The organism is Campylobacter sp. RM12637 (genome assembly GCF_020137645.1).
In the GTDB taxonomy this organism is placed as follows: domain Bacteria; phylum Campylobacterota; class Campylobacteria; order Campylobacterales; family Campylobacteraceae; genus Campylobacter_E.
The window spans coordinates 214,598-232,511 of sequence record NZ_JACGAV010000001.1 but is presented as its reverse complement, the minus strand read 5'-3'; the positions used below and the strand labels follow the sequence as shown (position 1 = coordinate 232,511).

The 17,914-nt window shown below is 27.6% G+C and carries 19 protein-coding genes; 12 read left to right on the top strand and 7 right to left on the bottom strand.

The genetic code is table 11. The annotated features are described in order from the left end of the window. The first annotated feature begins 289 nt into the window (after window positions 1-289). The gene (locus tag AVBRAN12637_RS01190) at window positions 290-517 is read left to right on the top strand and encodes a hypothetical protein (protein ID WP_336615188.1); all 228 of its coding nucleotides are present in this window, start codon (window positions 290-292) and stop codon (window positions 515-517) included. A 248-nt stretch (window positions 518-765) separates the two neighbouring features. Here AVBRAN12637_RS01190 and AVBRAN12637_RS01185 read toward each other — a convergent pair whose 3' ends face one another. Beyond that, window positions 766-1,104, bottom strand: coding sequence for a hypothetical protein (locus tag AVBRAN12637_RS01185; protein WP_336615187.1), 339 nt, complete (start codon window positions 1,102-1,104; stop codon window positions 766-768). 656 nt (window positions 1,105-1,760) lie between these two features. On the opposite strand from AVBRAN12637_RS01185, the gene AVBRAN12637_RS01180 reads away from it, so the two are divergent. Then, complete coding sequence (locus tag AVBRAN12637_RS01180) at window positions 1,761-3,119, top strand: alanine/glycine:cation symporter family protein (RefSeq protein WP_214119668.1); 1,359 nt, start codon at window positions 1,761-1,763, stop codon at window positions 3,117-3,119. Between the two features lie 45 nt (window positions 3,120-3,164). Here the strand turns inward: AVBRAN12637_RS01180 and AVBRAN12637_RS01175 are convergent, their stop codons facing one another. Continuing rightward, complete coding sequence (locus AVBRAN12637_RS01175; protein ID WP_336615186.1) at window positions 3,165-4,178, bottom strand: hypothetical protein; 1,014 nt, start codon at window positions 4,176-4,178, stop codon at window positions 3,165-3,167. Window positions 4,179-4,344: 166 nt separating this feature from the next. Here AVBRAN12637_RS01175 and AVBRAN12637_RS01170 point away from each other — a divergent pair, with 166 nt between their 5' ends. Beyond that, window positions 4,345-4,797 (top strand): Dps family protein, encoded by a 453-nt coding sequence (locus AVBRAN12637_RS01170; protein ID WP_214118777.1) that lies wholly within the window; start codon window positions 4,345-4,347, stop codon window positions 4,795-4,797. Between the two features lie 25 nt (window positions 4,798-4,822). Here the strand turns inward: AVBRAN12637_RS01170 and AVBRAN12637_RS01165 are convergent, their stop codons facing one another. Continuing rightward, window positions 4,823-5,194 (bottom strand): DUF4878 domain-containing protein, encoded by a 372-nt coding sequence (locus AVBRAN12637_RS01165; RefSeq protein ID WP_214118775.1) that lies wholly within the window; start codon window positions 5,192-5,194, stop codon window positions 4,823-4,825. Between the two features lie 9 nt (window positions 5,195-5,203). After that, complete coding sequence (locus tag AVBRAN12637_RS01160) at window positions 5,204-5,803, bottom strand: YigZ family protein (RefSeq protein ID WP_336609631.1); 600 nt, start codon at window positions 5,801-5,803, stop codon at window positions 5,204-5,206. Window positions 5,804-5,838: 35 nt separating this feature from the next. Here AVBRAN12637_RS01160 and AVBRAN12637_RS01155 point away from each other — a divergent pair, with 35 nt between their 5' ends. Then, window positions 5,839-6,318, top strand: a complete 480-nt coding sequence (locus AVBRAN12637_RS01155) for a hypothetical protein (RefSeq protein ID WP_336615185.1) — start codon at window positions 5,839-5,841, stop codon at window positions 6,316-6,318. Between the two features lie 30 nt (window positions 6,319-6,348). Here AVBRAN12637_RS01155 and AVBRAN12637_RS01150 read toward each other — a convergent pair whose 3' ends face one another. Further along, the gene (locus AVBRAN12637_RS01150) at window positions 6,349-7,416 is read right to left on the bottom strand and encodes a DMT family transporter (protein ID WP_336615184.1); all 1,068 of its coding nucleotides are present in this window, start codon (window positions 7,414-7,416) and stop codon (window positions 6,349-6,351) included. A 323-nt stretch (window positions 7,417-7,739) separates the two neighbouring features. Here AVBRAN12637_RS01150 and ureG point away from each other — a divergent pair, with 323 nt between their 5' ends. From ureG to AVBRAN12637_RS01115, 7 genes are read left to right on the top strand one after another with little or no spacing between them, the layout of a single operon-like run. Continuing rightward, complete coding sequence (gene ureG, locus AVBRAN12637_RS01145; protein WP_214118767.1) at window positions 7,740-8,351, top strand: urease accessory protein UreG; 612 nt, start codon at window positions 7,740-7,742, stop codon at window positions 8,349-8,351. Next, window positions 8,348-9,082: an urease accessory protein UreD gene (locus AVBRAN12637_RS01140; protein WP_214119673.1), complete on the top strand. Its 735-nt coding sequence runs from the start codon at window positions 8,348-8,350 to the stop codon at window positions 9,080-9,082. Before ureG ends, AVBRAN12637_RS01140 begins: the two co-directional genes overlap by 4 nt. A gap of 43 nt (window positions 9,083-9,125) precedes the next feature. Next, window positions 9,126-9,428: an urease subunit gamma gene (locus AVBRAN12637_RS01135; RefSeq protein ID WP_214118762.1), complete on the top strand. Its 303-nt coding sequence runs from the start codon at window positions 9,126-9,128 to the stop codon at window positions 9,426-9,428. Between the two features lie 9 nt (window positions 9,429-9,437). Next, entirely contained in the window at window positions 9,438-9,749 is a 312-nt protein-coding gene (gene ureB, locus AVBRAN12637_RS01130; RefSeq protein WP_214118760.1) for an urease subunit beta, read from the top strand. Window positions 9,750-9,758: 9 nt separating this feature from the next. After that, window positions 9,759-11,465 carry an urease subunit alpha gene (gene ureC, locus AVBRAN12637_RS01125; RefSeq protein ID WP_214118758.1) on the top strand — a complete coding sequence of 569 codons (1,707 nt, stop codon included), beginning with the start codon at window positions 9,759-9,761 and terminating at the stop codon, window positions 11,463-11,465. Window positions 11,466-11,473: 8 nt separating this feature from the next. Next, the gene (locus AVBRAN12637_RS01120) at window positions 11,474-11,914 is read left to right on the top strand and encodes an urease accessory protein UreE (RefSeq protein ID WP_214118756.1); all 441 of its coding nucleotides are present in this window, start codon (window positions 11,474-11,476) and stop codon (window positions 11,912-11,914) included. Then, window positions 11,914-12,612: an urease accessory protein UreF gene (locus tag AVBRAN12637_RS01115; RefSeq protein ID WP_214118754.1), complete on the top strand. Its 699-nt coding sequence runs from the start codon at window positions 11,914-11,916 to the stop codon at window positions 12,610-12,612. The genes AVBRAN12637_RS01120 and AVBRAN12637_RS01115 overlap by 1 nt, the downstream gene beginning before the upstream one ends. Window positions 12,613-12,676: 64 nt before the next feature. Here the strand turns inward: AVBRAN12637_RS01115 and AVBRAN12637_RS01110 are convergent, their stop codons facing one another. Then, the gene (locus tag AVBRAN12637_RS01110; RefSeq protein ID WP_336615183.1) at window positions 12,677-13,945 is read right to left on the bottom strand and encodes an MFS transporter; all 1,269 of its coding nucleotides are present in this window, start codon (window positions 13,943-13,945) and stop codon (window positions 12,677-12,679) included. Between the two features lie 143 nt (window positions 13,946-14,088). Between AVBRAN12637_RS01110 and AVBRAN12637_RS01105 the strand changes: the two genes are divergently transcribed. Continuing rightward, a complete protein-coding gene (locus AVBRAN12637_RS01105) occupies window positions 14,089-17,127 on the top strand; it encodes a hypothetical protein (RefSeq protein ID WP_336615182.1) in 3,039 nt (1,012 codons plus the stop codon). Between the two features lie 24 nt (window positions 17,128-17,151). On the opposite strand, the gene AVBRAN12637_RS01100 is transcribed toward AVBRAN12637_RS01105, so the two are convergent. Continuing rightward, complete coding sequence (locus AVBRAN12637_RS01100) at window positions 17,152-17,910, bottom strand: class I SAM-dependent methyltransferase (protein WP_336615181.1); 759 nt, start codon at window positions 17,908-17,910, stop codon at window positions 17,152-17,154. Between the last annotated feature and the right edge of the window lie 4 nt (window positions 17,911-17,914).

Genomic DNA, 17,914 nt, shown 5'->3' with positions numbered 1-17,914 from the left:
CTTTAATCAAAACCGAATGGCTGGGGTTGTAGGTGTAAAACACAGGTTTTAAGTCTTGATGAAGCTAAAGATAATGAACCTATAAATTTTTATAAAATATAAGGTGATGGTGTGAGTATGGATAAAAAAAACAGCAGTATTTTTTTATGCACAAGCTTATAATATTTTATCCGAAGAGCCTAAAAGTGAACCTAATTTTCATAAACAAAACGCATCTAATTTATCAATAATAATTTCTGATATTTCTGCTTTTTATGTAGCACAAGGTAGATTTGCTAAGATTATCGATATGACTTATGCACCTATAAATCCTGATGGAGAGTTTTTAATAAATGGCATTGCTTGTATAAAAGTAAGTGCTAAAAATAGTATTTTGCGTATTAAAAATATAAATGCAAATGATAAAAATTGTAAAGAATTTTTCGCAAGTGATGAAACAAAAAAGCTGCTAGATAAAGATTTAAACAAAGTTAGTGAGATTGAATATGACTTTAGTGATAATAAAATCTTATTTTAAGAATTATTATAAAAATTATGATTTAGATTTCTACTCTTTAAAAATCAAATTCCTGATTGAAATTCTAGAGCATTAAAAGTATTTAAAAGCTAAGTTTAGCTTAATTTTATTGTTAAAATAAATTAGACACTAATTTTTTAAATTCCATAATATGTTTTTAAGAGTTTAAGTTATTGTATTTTATCAATGAAGCTTGGAATTTATCCTTAAAATAAATTCCAATAAATCTTAAATTGTAATAACTAAAATTAGCGTTCCATATACCAAGTATTATTTATCTTTATAAGGTTCATTTCTTTAGAAAAACTTTCACCATTATTAAATGTTACTTTATATCTAACTCCAGCTGAGCTTCCTAACTCATAGTCTAAGCTTGTTTCTATTGATTTAACACTACCCATTTCTTTAATGCCCTTTGCTTTATAAGACATTTTTTCTAATAAAATATTTTTTTCATCTTCTGATTTAAAATTAAAGCACTTAACAGCTTGTTTATCTTCTTCAATCACTAACTTCAAACATTTTTTAACTACAACATCTGAAGTACCATCAGCTTTAGGATTATCACTCCCACAAGCAACTAACATAGATGCAAATATTGCAAAACTTAATAATTTTTTTCATTTAATCTCCTTTTGATTTGGTTTTTTTAAAGCTTAATGCTTTTTGTAAAATCAGTATAATAGCACCCCCCCCCACATTCTTAATCTTTACTTAATTTGTATTTGAATTTATTTTTTATAATTTGAAAGGTTGTAGTAGAATTAGGTTTGCAATTTAAAATCTAATTTGCATATATTCTAAGTATTTTAGAGTTTTTAATAATGCTCTAGCTTAGCTACTCATTTTTATTGCTTATTAATTAAAAAATTATTTAATTTAAAATATTTTATTTATACTATAAATAAGTTGTATTGATAAAATTGATTTTATAGCCTATATTAAAGCTATATTTTAATATTTATATTTTTTAAGGAATTTGAATTAATTTTTATTTTGCCAGGATATTGGCGTATTTAAAGAATTTTTTAAATAATGTTTTTACAATTTATTTTTTAAATTAATGAAAACACAATTTAATTATTTTATTTATTTTAATAACGCTATTTTATTAATATTTTATAATTAGTAGTATTTATTGCTTAAATTTATTAAATTAGATTGCAAAAGAATATTAATTTAAGCAAAATTTTTACTTTTTTTGTTAGACTTAAAACTTTTTAATTTATAACAAGGTTTTCATATGGATTTTCATCAATTTATTGAGCAAATTAATGGAGTTTTAGTTGCTTATGTTCTTGTATTTGCCTTAGTTGGAATAGGTCTTATTTTCACTATTTATCTAGGTTTTCCGCAATTTCGTTATTTTAAAGAAGGCTTGAGTGCAAGTTTTGGAGATTTATTCAAAAAAGGTAAGAAAAAAAATTCTGGAATAACAGCCCTACAAGCTATGATGATTTCAATTTCAGCACAAGTTGGAACAGGTAATATCATAGGCGTTGCAACTGCTATCAATTTAGGTGGAGCAGGAGCTATATTTTGGATGTGGGCTAGTGCATTTTTGGGTATGGCTACAATTTTAGCTGAAGGTGTTTTAGCACAACGCTACAAAGTATGGCAGCACGGACATTATATCGGAGGTCCTGCGTTTTATATAAAACTTGGTCTTAAGAAAAAATTAGGTGCTAATACTTGCAATTTACTCGCTGGATTTTTCGCTATTGCAATTATTGTTGCACTTGGTTGTGCGGGTCAAATGACACAAAGCAATTCTATTTCAGGTGCAATTCATCAAGCTTTTGGGGTGGATTTGAAAATCACAGGAGCAATTACTGCAATTATCGCAGGATTTGTGGTGATTGGTGGGGTTAAAAGGATTGCTAGATTTGCTGAACTTGTAGTGCCTTTTATGGCTATATTTTATGTTTTGGTTGCAGTTTATATTTTAATAGCATTTCACGAAAATATAGGCAATGTATTTTCTATGATTTTTAAACAAGCTTTCGGACTTGAAGCAGTAGCTGGTGGAGCTGTTGGAATTGGTATTAAAGAGGCTATTAGATATGGGGTTGCAAGGGGACTTTTTGCAAACGAAGCAGGTATGGGAAGCACACCACACGCACACGCAAGTGCAACTACTAAAAATTCTGTTTCTCAAGGTTTTGTGGCAATGCTTGCAGTATTTATTGATACAGCATTTATTTGCACAGCAACTGCTCTTATAATCTTACTTAGCGGAGCTGATTTAAGTCTTAGCGGTATTGAGCTAACTACTTCGGCATTTAGCATTGCTTTTGGTAGTATTGGTGTGAAATTACTTGCAATTTGTCTTGTGTTTTTTGCATTTACAACCATTATTGGCTGGTATTATTTCGCTCAAATTAATGTGCAATATTTATTCTCAAATAAAGCTTTACCTATATTTAAAATAGTGTTTGTTTTATGTATTTTTATAGGTGCTATGCTAAAGCTTGATTTGGTTTGGAGTATTTCTGATTTATGTAATACTTTAATGGTATTACCTAATGTTTTAGCGTTATTTTTATTAGCTCCAGTAGTTAAAAAAGAATTATTAAAATTTAATGAAAGTAAGAAAAAATAAGTTTTATTCCTATTTCAAATTCTAGAATTTGAAATAGGATTTTTTTTATTTTATTTGAGTAAAATTCATACCGTTTATTTTTATTTCTACATTATCGTTAAAGTCTTTAGGTAATTGATTTTCACTTTCTTCTATAGCTTTTAACATATTATATTTATTTTTAACTTTTAAACTTTGCTCAAATTTGTGTGGTGTATTAGCAAAAAAACTATCAACAATTGGTCTAAATTGTTCAGGGACTTTATCAATATTTTGCATTACATATTCTTTAATAGCTTTTAAGTTATTGTTAATATTTATTTTGCTTTCAATTGAATTAATTAATAAAGATTCTGCAAATTCTTTATTATCCATATCGTATTTATCAAGTGTATCTACATTATCAATCTTATAATTATCAATATTATAAGTAATATTTAATTTATCACATATTTCAAAGAATTTATCTAATACATTTAAATCTATTGCAAAAGCTAATTCATTTTTATTATGTTTGCCGATTAATTTAAATTCAACCTTAACATTTCCATTATTTGCCACATCTTTTGTTTTAGTAATTGTGTTGATAGAATATTCATCTTTTGCTAGTTCTGGAAGTATTCCTAATTTATTATCAGAAATAGCCAACATACTAGCAAATCCTACAGCTATTTCACCTAGTTTAATTGATTTTATTTCGCTTTTATAAAAACTTTCTTTAGGAGTATTAGTTGCTAATTCTTTTATGCTAACACTTCCTTTTTTATCTCCAGTATAAAATCCATTTGTTTCAATTTTTATTTCTTCAACACTTAAAACTTTTTGATTATTTATAATAACATCAATACCTTTGCTCTTACATTCTGCATAATCACCTTTATTTTCACATTTGTAATCACTAATATTTACATTAGATGGAATTTCAAACATAGCAGTTAGAACTTTTAATTTTTCAATTTCGTTTTTAATAGAATTATTTAATGAAATTTCAAAATTTTTAACTTGCTCATCACTGATTTTGTTTCCACAACCAATAAACATAACAGCTACTGCACTAAGTGCTAATAATGATTTTTTCATATTTCTCCTTTTTTTATAAATTTGTTAAGAATATCAATTTATAGTTAAATAATACTAGTGAAAATGAAAAATATTTTTAATTTAAATAATAAAAATTATTAAATAATAAAAATTAATTAATCTATTTTTGTTATAATGCAACACAAATTCAATTAAAGGAGACAGAATGTCATTAGAAAAACAATTATTACAATTACAAGCTGATGCACACGCATTATTTTTAAAGTTTCATAACTACCATTGGAATGTAAAAGGATTACAATTCTTTGCACTTCATTCATATACTGAAGAAGCATATGAAAAAATGGCTGAAATGTTTGATGATTGTGCTGAAAGATTATTACAATTAGGACATAAAGCTATAGTTTGCCCAAAAGAATTAATGGAAACTTCAAAAGCTCCAAGAACTGATAAAACTTGCTTTGAAGCTACTGAATTAGTTGGACTTATATTAGCTGATTATGAATACTTATTAGCTGAGTTTAAAAAGTTAAATAAATTTGCTGAAGAAGCAGGAGATACAACTACTGCAGCTTATGCTCAAGAGCAAATTGCTAGTTATGAAAAATCAATTTGGATGCTAAAAAATACAGGTGCAACAAGTTGTTGTGTAAAATAATTTAAAGGCTTGATTATCAAGCCTTTTATTTTATAATATCTGCTGACATTTTCCATAAATTATCAATTTTTACCATTTTTCTCTTTTCATTTTTAACAAAACCATTATTAAATTTAGTAATAATTTGCACTTCAGCACTATTATTAGAACTATTTAATATATCTACTTTAATTTCTGCAATTCCACCATAATTATTAAATAATTTAGGTAATACATTTTCAAAATTAATACTTAATTGTCTTTGAAATTCATTTTCATAATAAAAACATTTATCAAAAACAGCTTCACTTGGTTGATTTGAAAGTTCGTTTAAGCAATTTTTGACACTTTTTTGTATATCTTCGTTTTTACAAGCACTTAAAAATAATAGGCTAACAATCATCATATATTTTTTCATTTTATATCCTTATAATTTATTTAAAATTAATCTTAAATCTATCAATTCTTTTTCTAATTCTTCTAATTCATCTGTGCTAAGTTCTAAATAAAATACAACATTTGCTCCAAAATCTTTAGAATAAACGATATTTAGTTTATCTAAAATATAACTTAATTTATTTATTTGGCTATATTCAAGTTCTATATAATATGATTCTTTTTTTATATAATTAGAAAGTAGATTTAGCTCATTAGCTTTTGAAATTCCTAAATTAACTGCGTTTGAATATGCTCTTACAAGCCCGCCAACTCCTAATAATGTTCCACCAAAATATCTTACTATATAACAAGCTGCATTTACAATATCAGCTCCCCTTAATACATTAAGAGCAGGTGCTCCACTACTTCCTTTAGGCTCTCCATCATCACTTTGATTTTCTACAATTTGCCCAAATTCATTTAATACTCTACTAGCATAGACTACATGAACGCATTTAAAATGCTCGGCTCTTAATTCTTCTTGTCTAGTGCGAACATTTTCGTTAATATTAAGTGGTTCAAAATAGCATAAGAATTTAGAACCCTTTACTTCAAAACTATCAAAACAAGGCGATTTTAAAACTTTCATTTGCTAATATTAGCGTTTTTTATTAAAGGATTAATATGAAAATAATTTTTAGTTTTATATTATTTATATTTTTAGGATGTAGTTCTTTAATAAGCGGTGTGGCTTCTGTCGCAACTTCTGTTGCTGTTTTTGCAATTACAATTCCTATTAAAGTTATTTATAGTGTTGGTAAATCAGCCTTAAATGCAGCTAGTTCTAATTCAAATTCAAATGATACTAAAATTGCTAAAAAAGCATTAGAGCAAAAGAATTTCAAAAAAGCTTATGAATATTATGCAAGAGCTTGTAATGATGATGAGCCTATGGTTTGTGCTTTAGGAAATTATGCTTATACAAAATGTGAATTATTAAATGATGGTTGCAAGATTAATACAATAATAAATAATAACGCTATAAAATATTTTAGTGCAAAATTATTTTTAGATGAGGCAAAAGAGCTTAGCGGGGACAATAAAAAAGCTTATATAAATATAGCTTGTAGTTACGATAATAGTATAAGTAAAGATTGTAAGTAATCTTCCTAATAATTTAGGAAGATTAAATATTTACTTGCCTCTAATTTTATTCATTAAAGCAGTAATTAATCCGTTTTGGTAAGCAACAGCAAGAAGTGCAATCACAACACCAACTTTTTGTAATAATGATGAGCTTTCGCCAAACATAAGAGGTCCGATTAAAGCAACAGTAGCTATTGGACTTAAGATTAATAACCCAGCACCTAAAGTAGGGTTTAGTTTAACTGAACCATGTTGAGCAAATGTCCAAGCAGCAGCTTGACCTGCAGTTCCTAAAACTATCATCCATAACCAGTTCATTCCAGTGATAGGATCACCTAAAGCCACATTACCAAATGGACTTGTAACGCTTTCTATAGCAGCTTGTGGTAAGTGCATTGCTTTAATACCAGCAGCAGTATCAATCATAACACCTTGGTCAAATATGAAACCATTTCCTGTGATTAAGAACGCCCATACAACAGGAGCTACAAGCTGAGCAGCACTTGAGATTAAGATAGGTTGAACAACTTGTCCGTTTCCAATTCTTCCTGCTCTTCTGCTAGCGAATAAGTAAATTCCATAGCAAAATCCTGAAGTAAGACCGCAAATTGTTCCAACTGCCATAATACCAGTACCAAATACTTCTTGAGGGCCATTTGGATCAACTATACCATTTTCTAAAGCACCACCAGCTAAAATAACACCAGCAAGCATTATAGGTGCTATGAAATAATAGCTAAATGGAATTCTTTCTCTATCTGTAATGAATGCTAAAGCTGGCAACATAATTACTTGAATATTTAAAAGAATTGAAGCAATTCCTGAACCTACAAAGAATATTGAATAATTCCACGCAGTAAAGTCAATCCCTAATACAAGTCCAGCTAAAATAGATAGCCATACGCCTTTTTTGGTAAGCTTACCGATTTTTTTAGCTTCCATAATTGCAAAAGGAATAAGGCAGATAGTTCCTATCAAGCAACGCATAAAAGCACCTGTAGCTGGGTCAAAGTTAGATAATTTTTGCCAAGGTGCAGTAAAAGAAAGAAATAAAATACCGATTAAGAATATGACATAGGTCATACCTGTGGCATTTCCTCTTAAATCATTATTCATGATTTACTCCTTAAAATTATTTTTAAATGATTTTTATCTTTTTGTAAAACAAAAATACATTTTCCTATTGTAGATTGATTAAAATTAAAATAATCTTAATCTTTATAAATAATTTATTGTTTTTTTTTTTTTTTATTTAAATTTATGCAAAATTTATACAAAATATGAAAATTATTTATAAAAATTAAATAATATATAATTATTATAAATAAATAATTAATAATAAAATTATATAAACTTTTTAAATTTTAAATAATTCAGCAATTTTTAAGCTTGATAAAACTAAACTAAAAGCTACAATTAATTTTTTTTAAAGGATTGTTATGAAAAAACCTGTCATTATAGGTGTAGGTGGTCCTGTTGGAGCTGGTAAAACTCTTTTAATAGAAAGGTTAGTAAGAGTTATGAGTAAAGATTATGAAATAGGCGTTGTAACAAATGATATTTATACAAAAGAAGATGCCTTATTTTTAGCGAAAAACAGCGTTTTACCACCAGAAAGAATTATAGGTGTAGAAACTGGTGGGTGTCCGCACACTGCGATTAGAGAAGATGCTTCAATGAATGAAGCTGCATTAAATGAATTACAAAAGAAATTTAATTTAGATTTACTTTTTTTAGAAAGTGGTGGGGATAATTTAGCTGCTACTTTTAGTCCTGATTTAGTTAATTTTAGTATTTATGTAATTGATGTGGCACAAGGTGAAAAAATCCCACGCAAAGCAGGTGCTGGAATGATTAAATCTGATTTATTTATAATTAATAAAACCGATTTAGCTCCTTATGTTGGTGCAAATCTTGATATTATGAAAAGCGATACTTTACATTTTAGAAAAAATAAAGACTTTTTCTTTACAAATCTTAAAAAAGATGAAGGTTTGTCTGATGTTATTAATTGGATTGAGAAAAATTGTCTTCTTAAAGGCTTAGAGTGAGCTTATTAAAAATAACACTTGAAAATAACCATTTAAAAGAGCATTACCAACAAGGTATGCAAAGGTTAATTCAAGTTCCAACTAGATTTGGAGAAGATAGCGAAAATGAAGATTTTTTTGCTTATCTTAGCACTTTAGGTGGTGGTTTTGTAAATCAAGATAATTACGCTCAAAGCTTTAAATTAGTTAATTCTAAGGCTACTTTAAGTTCTCAATCAAATCAAAAAATATATAAAGGCACTTCTAGTTTAAAAACAAATATAGAGCTTGATAATAATTCTATTTTGGTTTTTCATAATGATGCTAATATTTTTTATCAGAATTCAAATTTTTCAAGCAAAACTACTATTTTTATGAATGATAATTCAAGATTATTTTATTTAGATGGTGGATTTTTAGGCTATGCAAATTCGCAATTTAAAGCAAAATTATCTTTAAGAATATTTATCAATAATAAATTAAGCATTAATGATATATTTTATTATAACTCTAATAGTAGTTTAAATTCTCTTTATAATCATAACTATTTTTATACATTGATTATAAAAGGCGATGTGGAATTTAAAACAATTCATAATGAGAATTTAAAAGCTCATTCAAGTATTATTAATAATACTAATATTATTAGAATTTCATCAGATGATAATGATTTAGCTATGAAATATATTAATGATATTAAAAGCAATTTTTTGCATAAAGGAGGTATGAAGTTAATCTTAGCAAGACAATAAAAATATAATAATTTTATAAAACTAATTTTGTAAAGGAGAAATTATGACATTAACAAAAAAAGAGCAAGAAAAACTCTTATTAAGCTATGCAGCAGTAGTTGCTAGAAAGCGTTTAGACAATGGTCTTAAGTTAAATTGCCCTGAAGCAATTGCTATTATAAGTGATTATGTAATGGAAGGTGCAAGAGCAGGTAAGAGCGTAAGCGACCTTATGAACGAAGGTAAAAATGTTTTACGCAAAGACCAAGTTATGGAAGGTGTTGCTGATATAGTAAATGAAGTTCAAATTGAAGCTACTTTCAAAGATGGAACCAAATTAGTAACTATCCATAATCCAATTAACTAAGGAGGAATTATGAAATTAGGTGAAATAATTTATGCACAAGGTGATATAGTTTGCAACGAAGGTCGTGAAAGTATAGAAATTGAAGTTGTAAATACAGGAGATAGACCAGTTCAAGTAGGTTCTCATTATCATTTTTATGAAACAAATAAACTTTTAGAATTTGATAGAGAAAAAGCTCGTGGAAAGCGTTTAGATATTATTAGTGGAACTGCAGTTCGTTTTGAACCAGGTATGAAAAAAAGTGTTAAGTTAATTGATTTAGCAGGTAGTCGTGAAGTTTGGGGACAAAATTGCAAAATCAATGGTAAATTAGATAAATAAGGAGCAATAATGTTTAAAATAACTAGAGCAGAATACGCATCTCATTTTGGACCAACTACTGGTGATAGTATAAGATTAGCTGATACAAATCTTTTTGCTAGAGTTGAAAAAGACTATACAAAATACGGCGAAGAGTGCAAATTCGGTGGTGGAAAAACTCTTCGTGATGGTATGGGTCAAAACTCAAGATTTTTAGATAAAGATGTAGTTGATTTAGTAATTACAAATGCACTTATAATTGATTATACAGGTATTTATAAAGCAGATATAGGTATTAAAAATGGAAAAATCCACGCAATTGGTAAAGGTGGAAACCCTGATATTACTGATGATATTGACTTTGTAACTGGAGTTGGCACTGAAGCACTTGCAGGAGAAGGTCTTATAGTTACAGCAGGTGGGATTGATACTCATATACATTTTATAAATCCTGAACAAGTTGATGAAGCTTTAAGCAATGGTATTACTACTTTATTTGGTGGTGGAACAGGTCCAAACGATGGTTCTAAGGCTACAACTTGTACCCCTGGTATATTTAATATAAAAAGAATGCTTCAAGGCACTGATGATTTACCTATTAATATAGGTCTTTATGCTAAAGGTCATGGTTCTAATGTAGAAGTGAATTTAGAACAACTTCGTGCAGGTGCAGCAGGACTTAAAATTCACGAAGACTGGGGAACTACAAAAAGTGCTATTGATAACGCATTAAAAGCTGCAGAGATTGCTGATGTATCAGTAGGTATTCACACAGATACATTAAATGAATATGGTTGCGTAGAAGATACAAAAGCAGCAATTAATGGTAGAACTATTCATACATTCCACACTGAAGGTGCTGGTGGCGGTCATGCTCCTGATATTATTAAATTAGCAGGTGAGCCAAATATTTTACCAGCTTCAACAAACCCAACAATGCCATTTACGGTTAATACTATTGAAGAGCATTTAGATATGTTAATGGTTTGCCATCACTTAAGTAAAAATGTTAAAGAAGATGTTGCTTTTGCTGATAGTAGAATTAGAAAAGAAACAATCGGTGCTGAAGATGTATTACACGATATGGGTGTAATCTCAATTATGAGTAGTGATTCTCAAGCTATGGGAAGAATTGGTGAAGTTGTAAGTAGAACTTGGCAAACAGCTCATAAGATGAAAATCCAGCGTGGAGCATTAGGTAATGATAGTGAATATTCTGATAATGAGCGTATTAAAAGATATATTGCAAAATATACAATAAATCCAGCAATAGCAGCAGGAATTTCTACTTATGTAGGTAGTGTTGAAGTTGGTAAAATTGCTGATTTAGTATTATGGGATCCAAAATCATTTGGAACTAAACCTAAATTAATAATTAAAGGTGGATTTTGCTTACATTCAGTAATGGGAGATAGCAACGCATCAATTCCAACTCCACAACCAGTAATGCATAGAAAAATGTTTGGTGCTTTAGGTGTTGCATTACACGAAACTTGCTATAGTTTTATGTGCAAAATGGCAGTAGATGCAAATGTTGCTAAAGAATACGGAATTAAAAAACAAGTATTACCAATACAAGGTGCAGCTAGTGCTAAAAAATCTGATATGAAATTAAACAACGCAACTCCAAAAATTGAAGTTGACCCACAAACTTATGTAGTAACGGTTGATGGAGAAGTTGCATATAGCGAACCAGCTACAGAATTACCACTAACTCAAAGATATTATTTATTTTAGGAGAAAAAATGATAGTAAAAACCATACTAGGCAATATAAAAGATTATGATACTAAAGGCAAAATGATAGATAATGTAAAAGTTTCGCCTGATGATAGATTAAAACACATACTTCGCTTAACAAGTGATAGTGGAGTAGAAATTGGCATAAGCCTAGATAATGGTCATTTTCATAATGGCGATGTTTTAGGCGAAGATGATAAGAGAGTTTTTGTGATAGAATGTTTGCCACAGAGTGTAATTTTGATTAAGCCAAAAGATATGATGCAAATGGGTTTTGTAGCTCATTCAATAGGCAATAGACATATGCCTGCTGTTTTTGAAGATGGTTTTATGATAGTTGAAGATGATTATTTAATAATTGAGTGGCTAGAAGAAAATCAAGTAAGCTATGAAAAAACGCAAAAAGTTTTGCGTCATGCTTTAAAACACGCGAGTCATCATCACTAATGTTAGGGCAGTTTTTATTTGATAGTGCCTTTGCAAATGGTGCTTATTCGCATAGTTTTGGTTTAGAAAGCTATATTTCTTGGGGCGTTGTAAAAGACGCTTCAAGCTTTCAAAAATGGTTAGAAAGTTATATGCTAGATGTATTTGCTACTAGCGATGGTGCTATTTATGCTATTGCTTGTGGCTTAAAGGGTAAAAAACTAAGTTTATTAAAATTAGCAAAAGTAGCTAATTCATCAATGGCTAGTGCTGAATGCAAGGCTGCAGGTATTAGTATGGCAAGAGCTACTTTAAAAAATACAGAATTTATGCACGATGAATATGCAAGTTGGTATTATAAGGCTTGTGAGAACGATGAATTTTGCAATCCTGCTATTGCTTTTAGTGTTTTAGGGCAAAATATGGCTGTTGAATACGCATATTCAAGTATAAAAACACTAACTCAAAACGCAACTCGTGCTATACCATTATCTTATAAAAAATCAAGCGAGTTATTACATATTAATTTAGATTTAGCTAAACGCTCTGCTGATAAATCAATGCAAATTGCTAAAAGTTTTATAGAAAAAGGATTTTTTAGTTTGCAATTATTAGATGAAAATGATTTAAATAAATATCATTTGTTTTCTACTCATCACGAATTAGATTTAGGAATGTTAGCTCACGAAAAACTTGATTTTAGATTGTTTATGAGTTAAATCATTAGAATTTGAAAATATAAAAAAAGGTAATAAATTAATAATTTATACCTTTTTTAATCTATTAAAATAATTTTTGTAATTCTTCTTCGCTTAGTTTCTTAGAATTATATTTGATTAAATAAATATCATCTTTTTTATTAATATCTATAACAAATTCGCTTTCTTTTAAAGGAGCTTTATTAGATTTATAAGTCTTAAAATCATTAGGATTATCCATAGTTTTTAGGATAAAAAACCAAATAGCACAAACAAAAGCAATCAGCATTAAAAACTCATTTTCCAAATCAGCGTGCATAAAAATTCCGCATAAAAACGCTCCTAAAAACGAGCCAAAATATCCGCAAGAATTTGAAAATCCTAATACTAAACCTTTTTGTCTAGCTTTGCAAATTTTAGAAATTGAGCTTTGCATAATAGGTTCGTGCAGACAAAATGCAATAAAATATAAAATAACAGCTAAGAAAAATAAATAATAACTAGAGCTTAAAAATATTAAATATGATAGGAAAAATAATGCAACTCCGCTTAATAATATAGTCTTACTTTTGCCTTTTGATTCGCCAACAACTCCACCAACTCCCATAGCCAAAAAGCCAAAAAACATAGCCACGCTATAAATAATCCATAAATTATCACTATTTTTATGAAATATATTTACATAAGCTAAAGGAATTAGCATAAAGGTGCTTGAGCTTAGCATTTTTTGTAAAAAGCAAGTTAGATAAAGTTTGTTTAAATTAGCACTTATGAATGCTTCTTTAAAAGGGATTTTTTCTTGTTTTATAATTTCTTTTTCTTTAGGTAAAAAGGCTAATAATACAATACATAAAACGCTTAAAATAGCACTTATATAAAATAAAGCCCCAAGCCCTAAAAAACTAGCAATAACAGAACCCAAAATAATAGCTACAACAAAGCTAAGTCCAATAGCTCCACCCATTAACGCCATTGCTTTTGCTCTATCTTTTTCGCTAGTTAAATCAGCAATCATAGCAGTAGCAACCCCGCCAATTGCTCCCATACCTTGTAAAACCCTACCAACAAGCATTGTATAAATATCACTTGCACTTGCACAAATTAAACAACCTATTATAAAGATTATTAATCCTATAAGCATAGTTTTTTTACGACCGATTTTATCACTTAATGCTCCAAAAGGCACACTAAAAATCATTTGAAAAATTGCGTAAATTCCAACAATAAGTCCAGCCAATACATCATTAGCTCCGTTTAACTTATGCGAATACAAGCTAATCACAGGTAAAACAATAAAAAGCCCAAAAAATCTTGAAGCAATAATAAAACTTAAAATCAAGGTATTTTTATTCATAATCTATCCTTTTTGATAAAAGATTATTTTACTCCTAAATTTATTTACCACCAATTTAACTAAATAAAATTATCAAATTAGCTATATAATCTACTAATAATTTATGTTAAAATAACGATAATTTATTATTTGTGGAGTTTTGTTTGAGAATTATTATCTTACTTATATTTAATTTGTTAATTTTTGCAGATGAATTAAAATTCGGTATCGTATATACTATTCAAGACAAAAATTATTCTAAGCAAATAAATGATTGTTTATTAAACCCATCTTTAGGCAAGGTTGATGGTTATAAAGGATTTTTAGGAGATTATTTAAAATTATGCTCAAGCTTGGGAATAAATTCAGAAAATAAAAATAATAAGATAATTTATTGTTTAAACAATGATAAAAAGCTAAGTGGAGGCGGATATTTAGATATTGTAAATACTAAAATAAATTCCGATATTTTAGATTTGTATTCATCAAGTGCTGATGATAATTCTTATAAGAGTTTGATTAATTCTAATCAAGATAAATTTTCATTCGTAGTAGAAAATAAAAATAATATTAAAACATATATAGAAGAGCTTTATAAATTATATTCAGTGGATACTACTGGCAGAATTAAAATAGAATATAAAAAGACTTTAAATGATGCTGTTTATTATCTAATTGACCAAAGTCCAATAAAATCAAAAAATATTAGCGAAGGTATTTTGATTAATGATTTTTATAATTACATAATAGCAAATCCAAGCTCTAATTTAAGTGATGATTTACAAAAAACCTTTAATGAAATAAAACAAATACAATCAAAAAATCGCTATATTTTTGCAAGTAATAAATTTAAAGAAAAAGCATTTTTAAAGAATTTAAGAGCTGCATATAATGAATACTCATCATATCCTTTACCTAGACAAAATGAAGGTAAGTGCTATATTTTTGATATTTTTGCTTATGATACAAGTAATTTAGGTAAGAATGTAATTAGGTCTAGTAATTTTAAATATTCTCATCAAAATAGTAAGTATTATTCAAGTGATTTGATTACAAATTATAGTATTCATAAAAGCTCTCTTGTTAGAAAGGGTATATATGAATCAACATTCGCAGGAGAAGAAGTTAAATTTAGTATTAATTTAAGAGCTTTAAATGCGATAGCTAAAGGCGAAATTAAATTAAGTTTTTATCCAGACGCTAGTAATTTAGAAATTAAAAATGAAAAAATCTATTTAAAGGATAGAAATAAAGCTTTATTAAAAAGAGAAGCTGACGCTAAATATTATATGAGTGGTAGCAAACAATCAAAATGCCAATTAAATCTAGTAGAAAATACTAAAGAATTAGTTTTTAATTTAGGCAATTGTTTAATTAATCAAAAAAATATTGAAATTACAGAAAGAATTAGGGGTTTTGAAAGACCTATATTTCAAGAAAGCGGTAAAAGTATAATCAAAGGTTCTGTTGGTATTCCTTTAGTAAATGATTATCAAAATATATATACTTTATATACCAATAATAATGAAAAAGTAATTATAAATAATGCTAAAAACTCTAATGCAAAAAAGGCAAAATTAGTAAATACTATGCTAGAAAATGAAGAATATTTCATAGGGCTTAGCAATAAATATTCAAATATTAGTAGAGTTTATATTGACTTTTTGCCTAATTCTAATTTTGAAATTCTTAATGTCTATAATGCAAATTCTAAAATAGATAAAATCACTGAAGGTGCGTGTGCTGGTAAGTATTTATTAAATGATGAATTAATCCTTAGGATAAAGACAAATCAAGCAATCAAACAAACAAGTATTAAATATAATCAGTATTTTGAAAAGACTAATCAAAACAATGAATTAGTATGCGAACAAATGATAAATGATAATTATAACTATACTTTTGCTAGCAATGATTTTGCTATTAGACCTAAAGAATTTAGTTTAGGCATTTCATCGTTAAATCAAGAAGCATTTCAAAATACTTTAAATAGTTTTGTATCAAGAGAATTGAAAAATTATTCAAATCTAGCAATTGGAATAGCTAATTTGGTGATTAGTTATGATAATACTACTAAAAAATTTGCCTTATTAAATAATGAAAATAATAAAATTACAATTTTTGCTAATGACAATCGTGTAAGAAACAAAGAAAAATATGGAGTAGCTTTTATAAATAATGGTAAGTTTGATTTAAATATTAATTTTCCTTTAGCTACTGATGGTTTAATAGAATTAGCAGAAACTAATTTTACAAAACACGACCAAGAATTAGATATTTGTATTCAAGATGAATTTGATTTAGATAGTGCAAATACTTTAAAAAATGGAAAAATTTCTTGTTTTATACCTATTAAAAAAGCCTTAAATATTGAGTTTTTATCACAAACAAAAGCTATTAAAAACGAATATATAACTTGCAAAAAAGATATGCAAAAATGCAAACTTAATCAAGACAATTCAATAGGTATTAAAAATATAGCTTATGATAAACTTATGTTAGGGGATAATGCGGGCTTGGTTTATAATCTTTATTTGTTAAGTTCAAATTCTAATAACAAATTTGTTCCAACAAAGTTTAAAAATGATATAAATTTAATGATAGATGTAGGCAATTTAAATGGTTTAGTAGTAAATGAAGGCAATTTAAAAACCTTACACATTAGCAAAAACGATTTAAATCAAGCATTTAAATTGGCTTTTGATAATTTAGGAGAAAATACAAGATTATCTAATCTAAACGAATACTCGCAAGATGAGGCAAGCTATAAAAATACTACGCAATTTACTTTCAAAAAGGACAAGCCAAGACCTTTACAAAAGGTTACAATCAGTGTCTATGTAGATGGTAAAGATGAGTTTAATATAACTTATAATAATGTTTATGATATAGCTTATACAGGCTTAATGTTTAAAGATATTAATGCTACTAATCAAGCTTTAGAATTTAAAAAAGATTATGATTTTGGGTATTATGATGAGGTAGATGGGAAATTAAGCTTTATTAAAGATAATATTATTTTAGATGATTTATTGTCTAAAATTGACTTTATACCAACCTATAACAGCACTCAATTTATTAATAATAGTTTTCATAATATTTCAAATTCTTCATACACAAAAGATACTATAAAATTTGTTCCTAAAGCAGGATTTGAATATCTTTCAAATACTAAAAATACCTTTACAATAGAGTTTAAATAATATTAAGCCCCTTTAATATGGGGCTTATTTTTCTACGCAAAATAAAGCCCAGCTTAATTCTTGTTTGATTAAATCTTTATCGTTTTCATATAGATTTTTTAGTTTTTCAATTTGAATATCATTTAGTTTTTTGTAAGAAAACTCAACGCTTTTTTGTAAATCTTCATAAGTTTTATAATAATTTTGATTTTTTATAGTGATTTTATTTAAAGTGAAAAAATACCCAAGCTCATTTAAAATATTTGCAGCGTAAATATAATTAGGCGTTGCAATTATGTCTAAATCAAGGGCATTTATGATTTTTTCGTGTATGTAAGAATTGTCAATTTTATATGTAAAATATAGCCTTTTTTTAGTGCAGTTTAAAAGAATTTGCAATGCTTTTGCTAGGTCATTAACATCTAAACACCTACTAGCAAACACCAAATCCCAACTACTATCTAAATCATCATAAGAGCCTTGAATTATCCTTGCATTAGGGCAATTTATCTTAGCAAACTCAAGCATTTTAGGAGAAAAATCACATAAAGTAATATTGTTTATTAAAGAGTGCTTAGCTAAAAAAGCACTCCCACAAGCAAAATCAAGCAAACTATCACACCCACTAAAATCAACTTGCTTTAAAAATTCTCTCACATAAGCTTCGTGTTTTGCGTAATCATTAAAACTTTGAGCTTTTTTATCCCACTCACTTGCGTTCTTACTCTTAAAATCACTCAAATTCTTTTGCTCAATATAAAGATTTTTAAATGATATTTTAGAAAGATTGTTTGCTTTTAGCATAAAT

Coding starts and splice junctions, on each gene's coding strand:
- AVBRAN12637_RS01120 (WP_214118756.1), top strand. CDS start 11,474: ATGATAGTAAAAACCATACTAGGCAATATAAAAGATTATGATACTAAA.
- ureG (WP_214118767.1), top strand. CDS start 7,740: ATGAAAAAACCTGTCATTATAGGTGTAGGTGGTCCTGTTGGAGCTGGT.
- ureC (WP_214118758.1), top strand. CDS start 9,759: ATGTTTAAAATAACTAGAGCAGAATACGCATCTCATTTTGGACCAACT.
- AVBRAN12637_RS01180 (WP_214119668.1), top strand. CDS start 1,761: ATGGATTTTCATCAATTTATTGAGCAAATTAATGGAGTTTTAGTTGCT.
- AVBRAN12637_RS01115 (WP_214118754.1), top strand. CDS start 11,914: ATGTTAGGGCAGTTTTTATTTGATAGTGCCTTTGCAAATGGTGCTTAT.
- AVBRAN12637_RS01110 (WP_336615183.1), bottom strand. CDS start 13,945: ATGAATAAAAATACCTTGATTTTAAGTTTTATTATTGCTTCAAGATTT.
- AVBRAN12637_RS01155 (WP_336615185.1), top strand. CDS start 5,839: ATGAAAATAATTTTTAGTTTTATATTATTTATATTTTTAGGATGTAGT.
- AVBRAN12637_RS01190 (WP_336615188.1), top strand. CDS start 290: ATGACTTATGCACCTATAAATCCTGATGGAGAGTTTTTAATAAATGGC.
- AVBRAN12637_RS01100 (WP_336615181.1), bottom strand. CDS start 17,910: ATGCTAAAAGCAAACAATCTTTCTAAAATATCATTTAAAAATCTTTAT.
- AVBRAN12637_RS01150 (WP_336615184.1), bottom strand. CDS start 7,416: ATGAATAATGATTTAAGAGGAAATGCCACAGGTATGACCTATGTCATA.
- AVBRAN12637_RS01165 (WP_214118775.1), bottom strand. CDS start 5,194: ATGAAAAAATATATGATGATTGTTAGCCTATTATTTTTAAGTGCTTGT.
- AVBRAN12637_RS01135 (WP_214118762.1), top strand. CDS start 9,126: ATGACATTAACAAAAAAAGAGCAAGAAAAACTCTTATTAAGCTATGCA.
- AVBRAN12637_RS01185 (WP_336615187.1), bottom strand. CDS start 1,104: ATGTTAGTTGCTTGTGGGAGTGATAATCCTAAAGCTGATGGTACTTCA.
- AVBRAN12637_RS01170 (WP_214118777.1), top strand. CDS start 4,345: ATGTCATTAGAAAAACAATTATTACAATTACAAGCTGATGCACACGCA.
- AVBRAN12637_RS01160 (WP_336609631.1), bottom strand. CDS start 5,803: ATGAAAGTTTTAAAATCGCCTTGTTTTGATAGTTTTGAAGTAAAGGGT.
- ureB (WP_214118760.1), top strand. CDS start 9,438: ATGAAATTAGGTGAAATAATTTATGCACAAGGTGATATAGTTTGCAAC.
- AVBRAN12637_RS01175 (WP_336615186.1), bottom strand. CDS start 4,178: ATGAAAAAATCATTATTAGCACTTAGTGCAGTAGCTGTTATGTTTATT.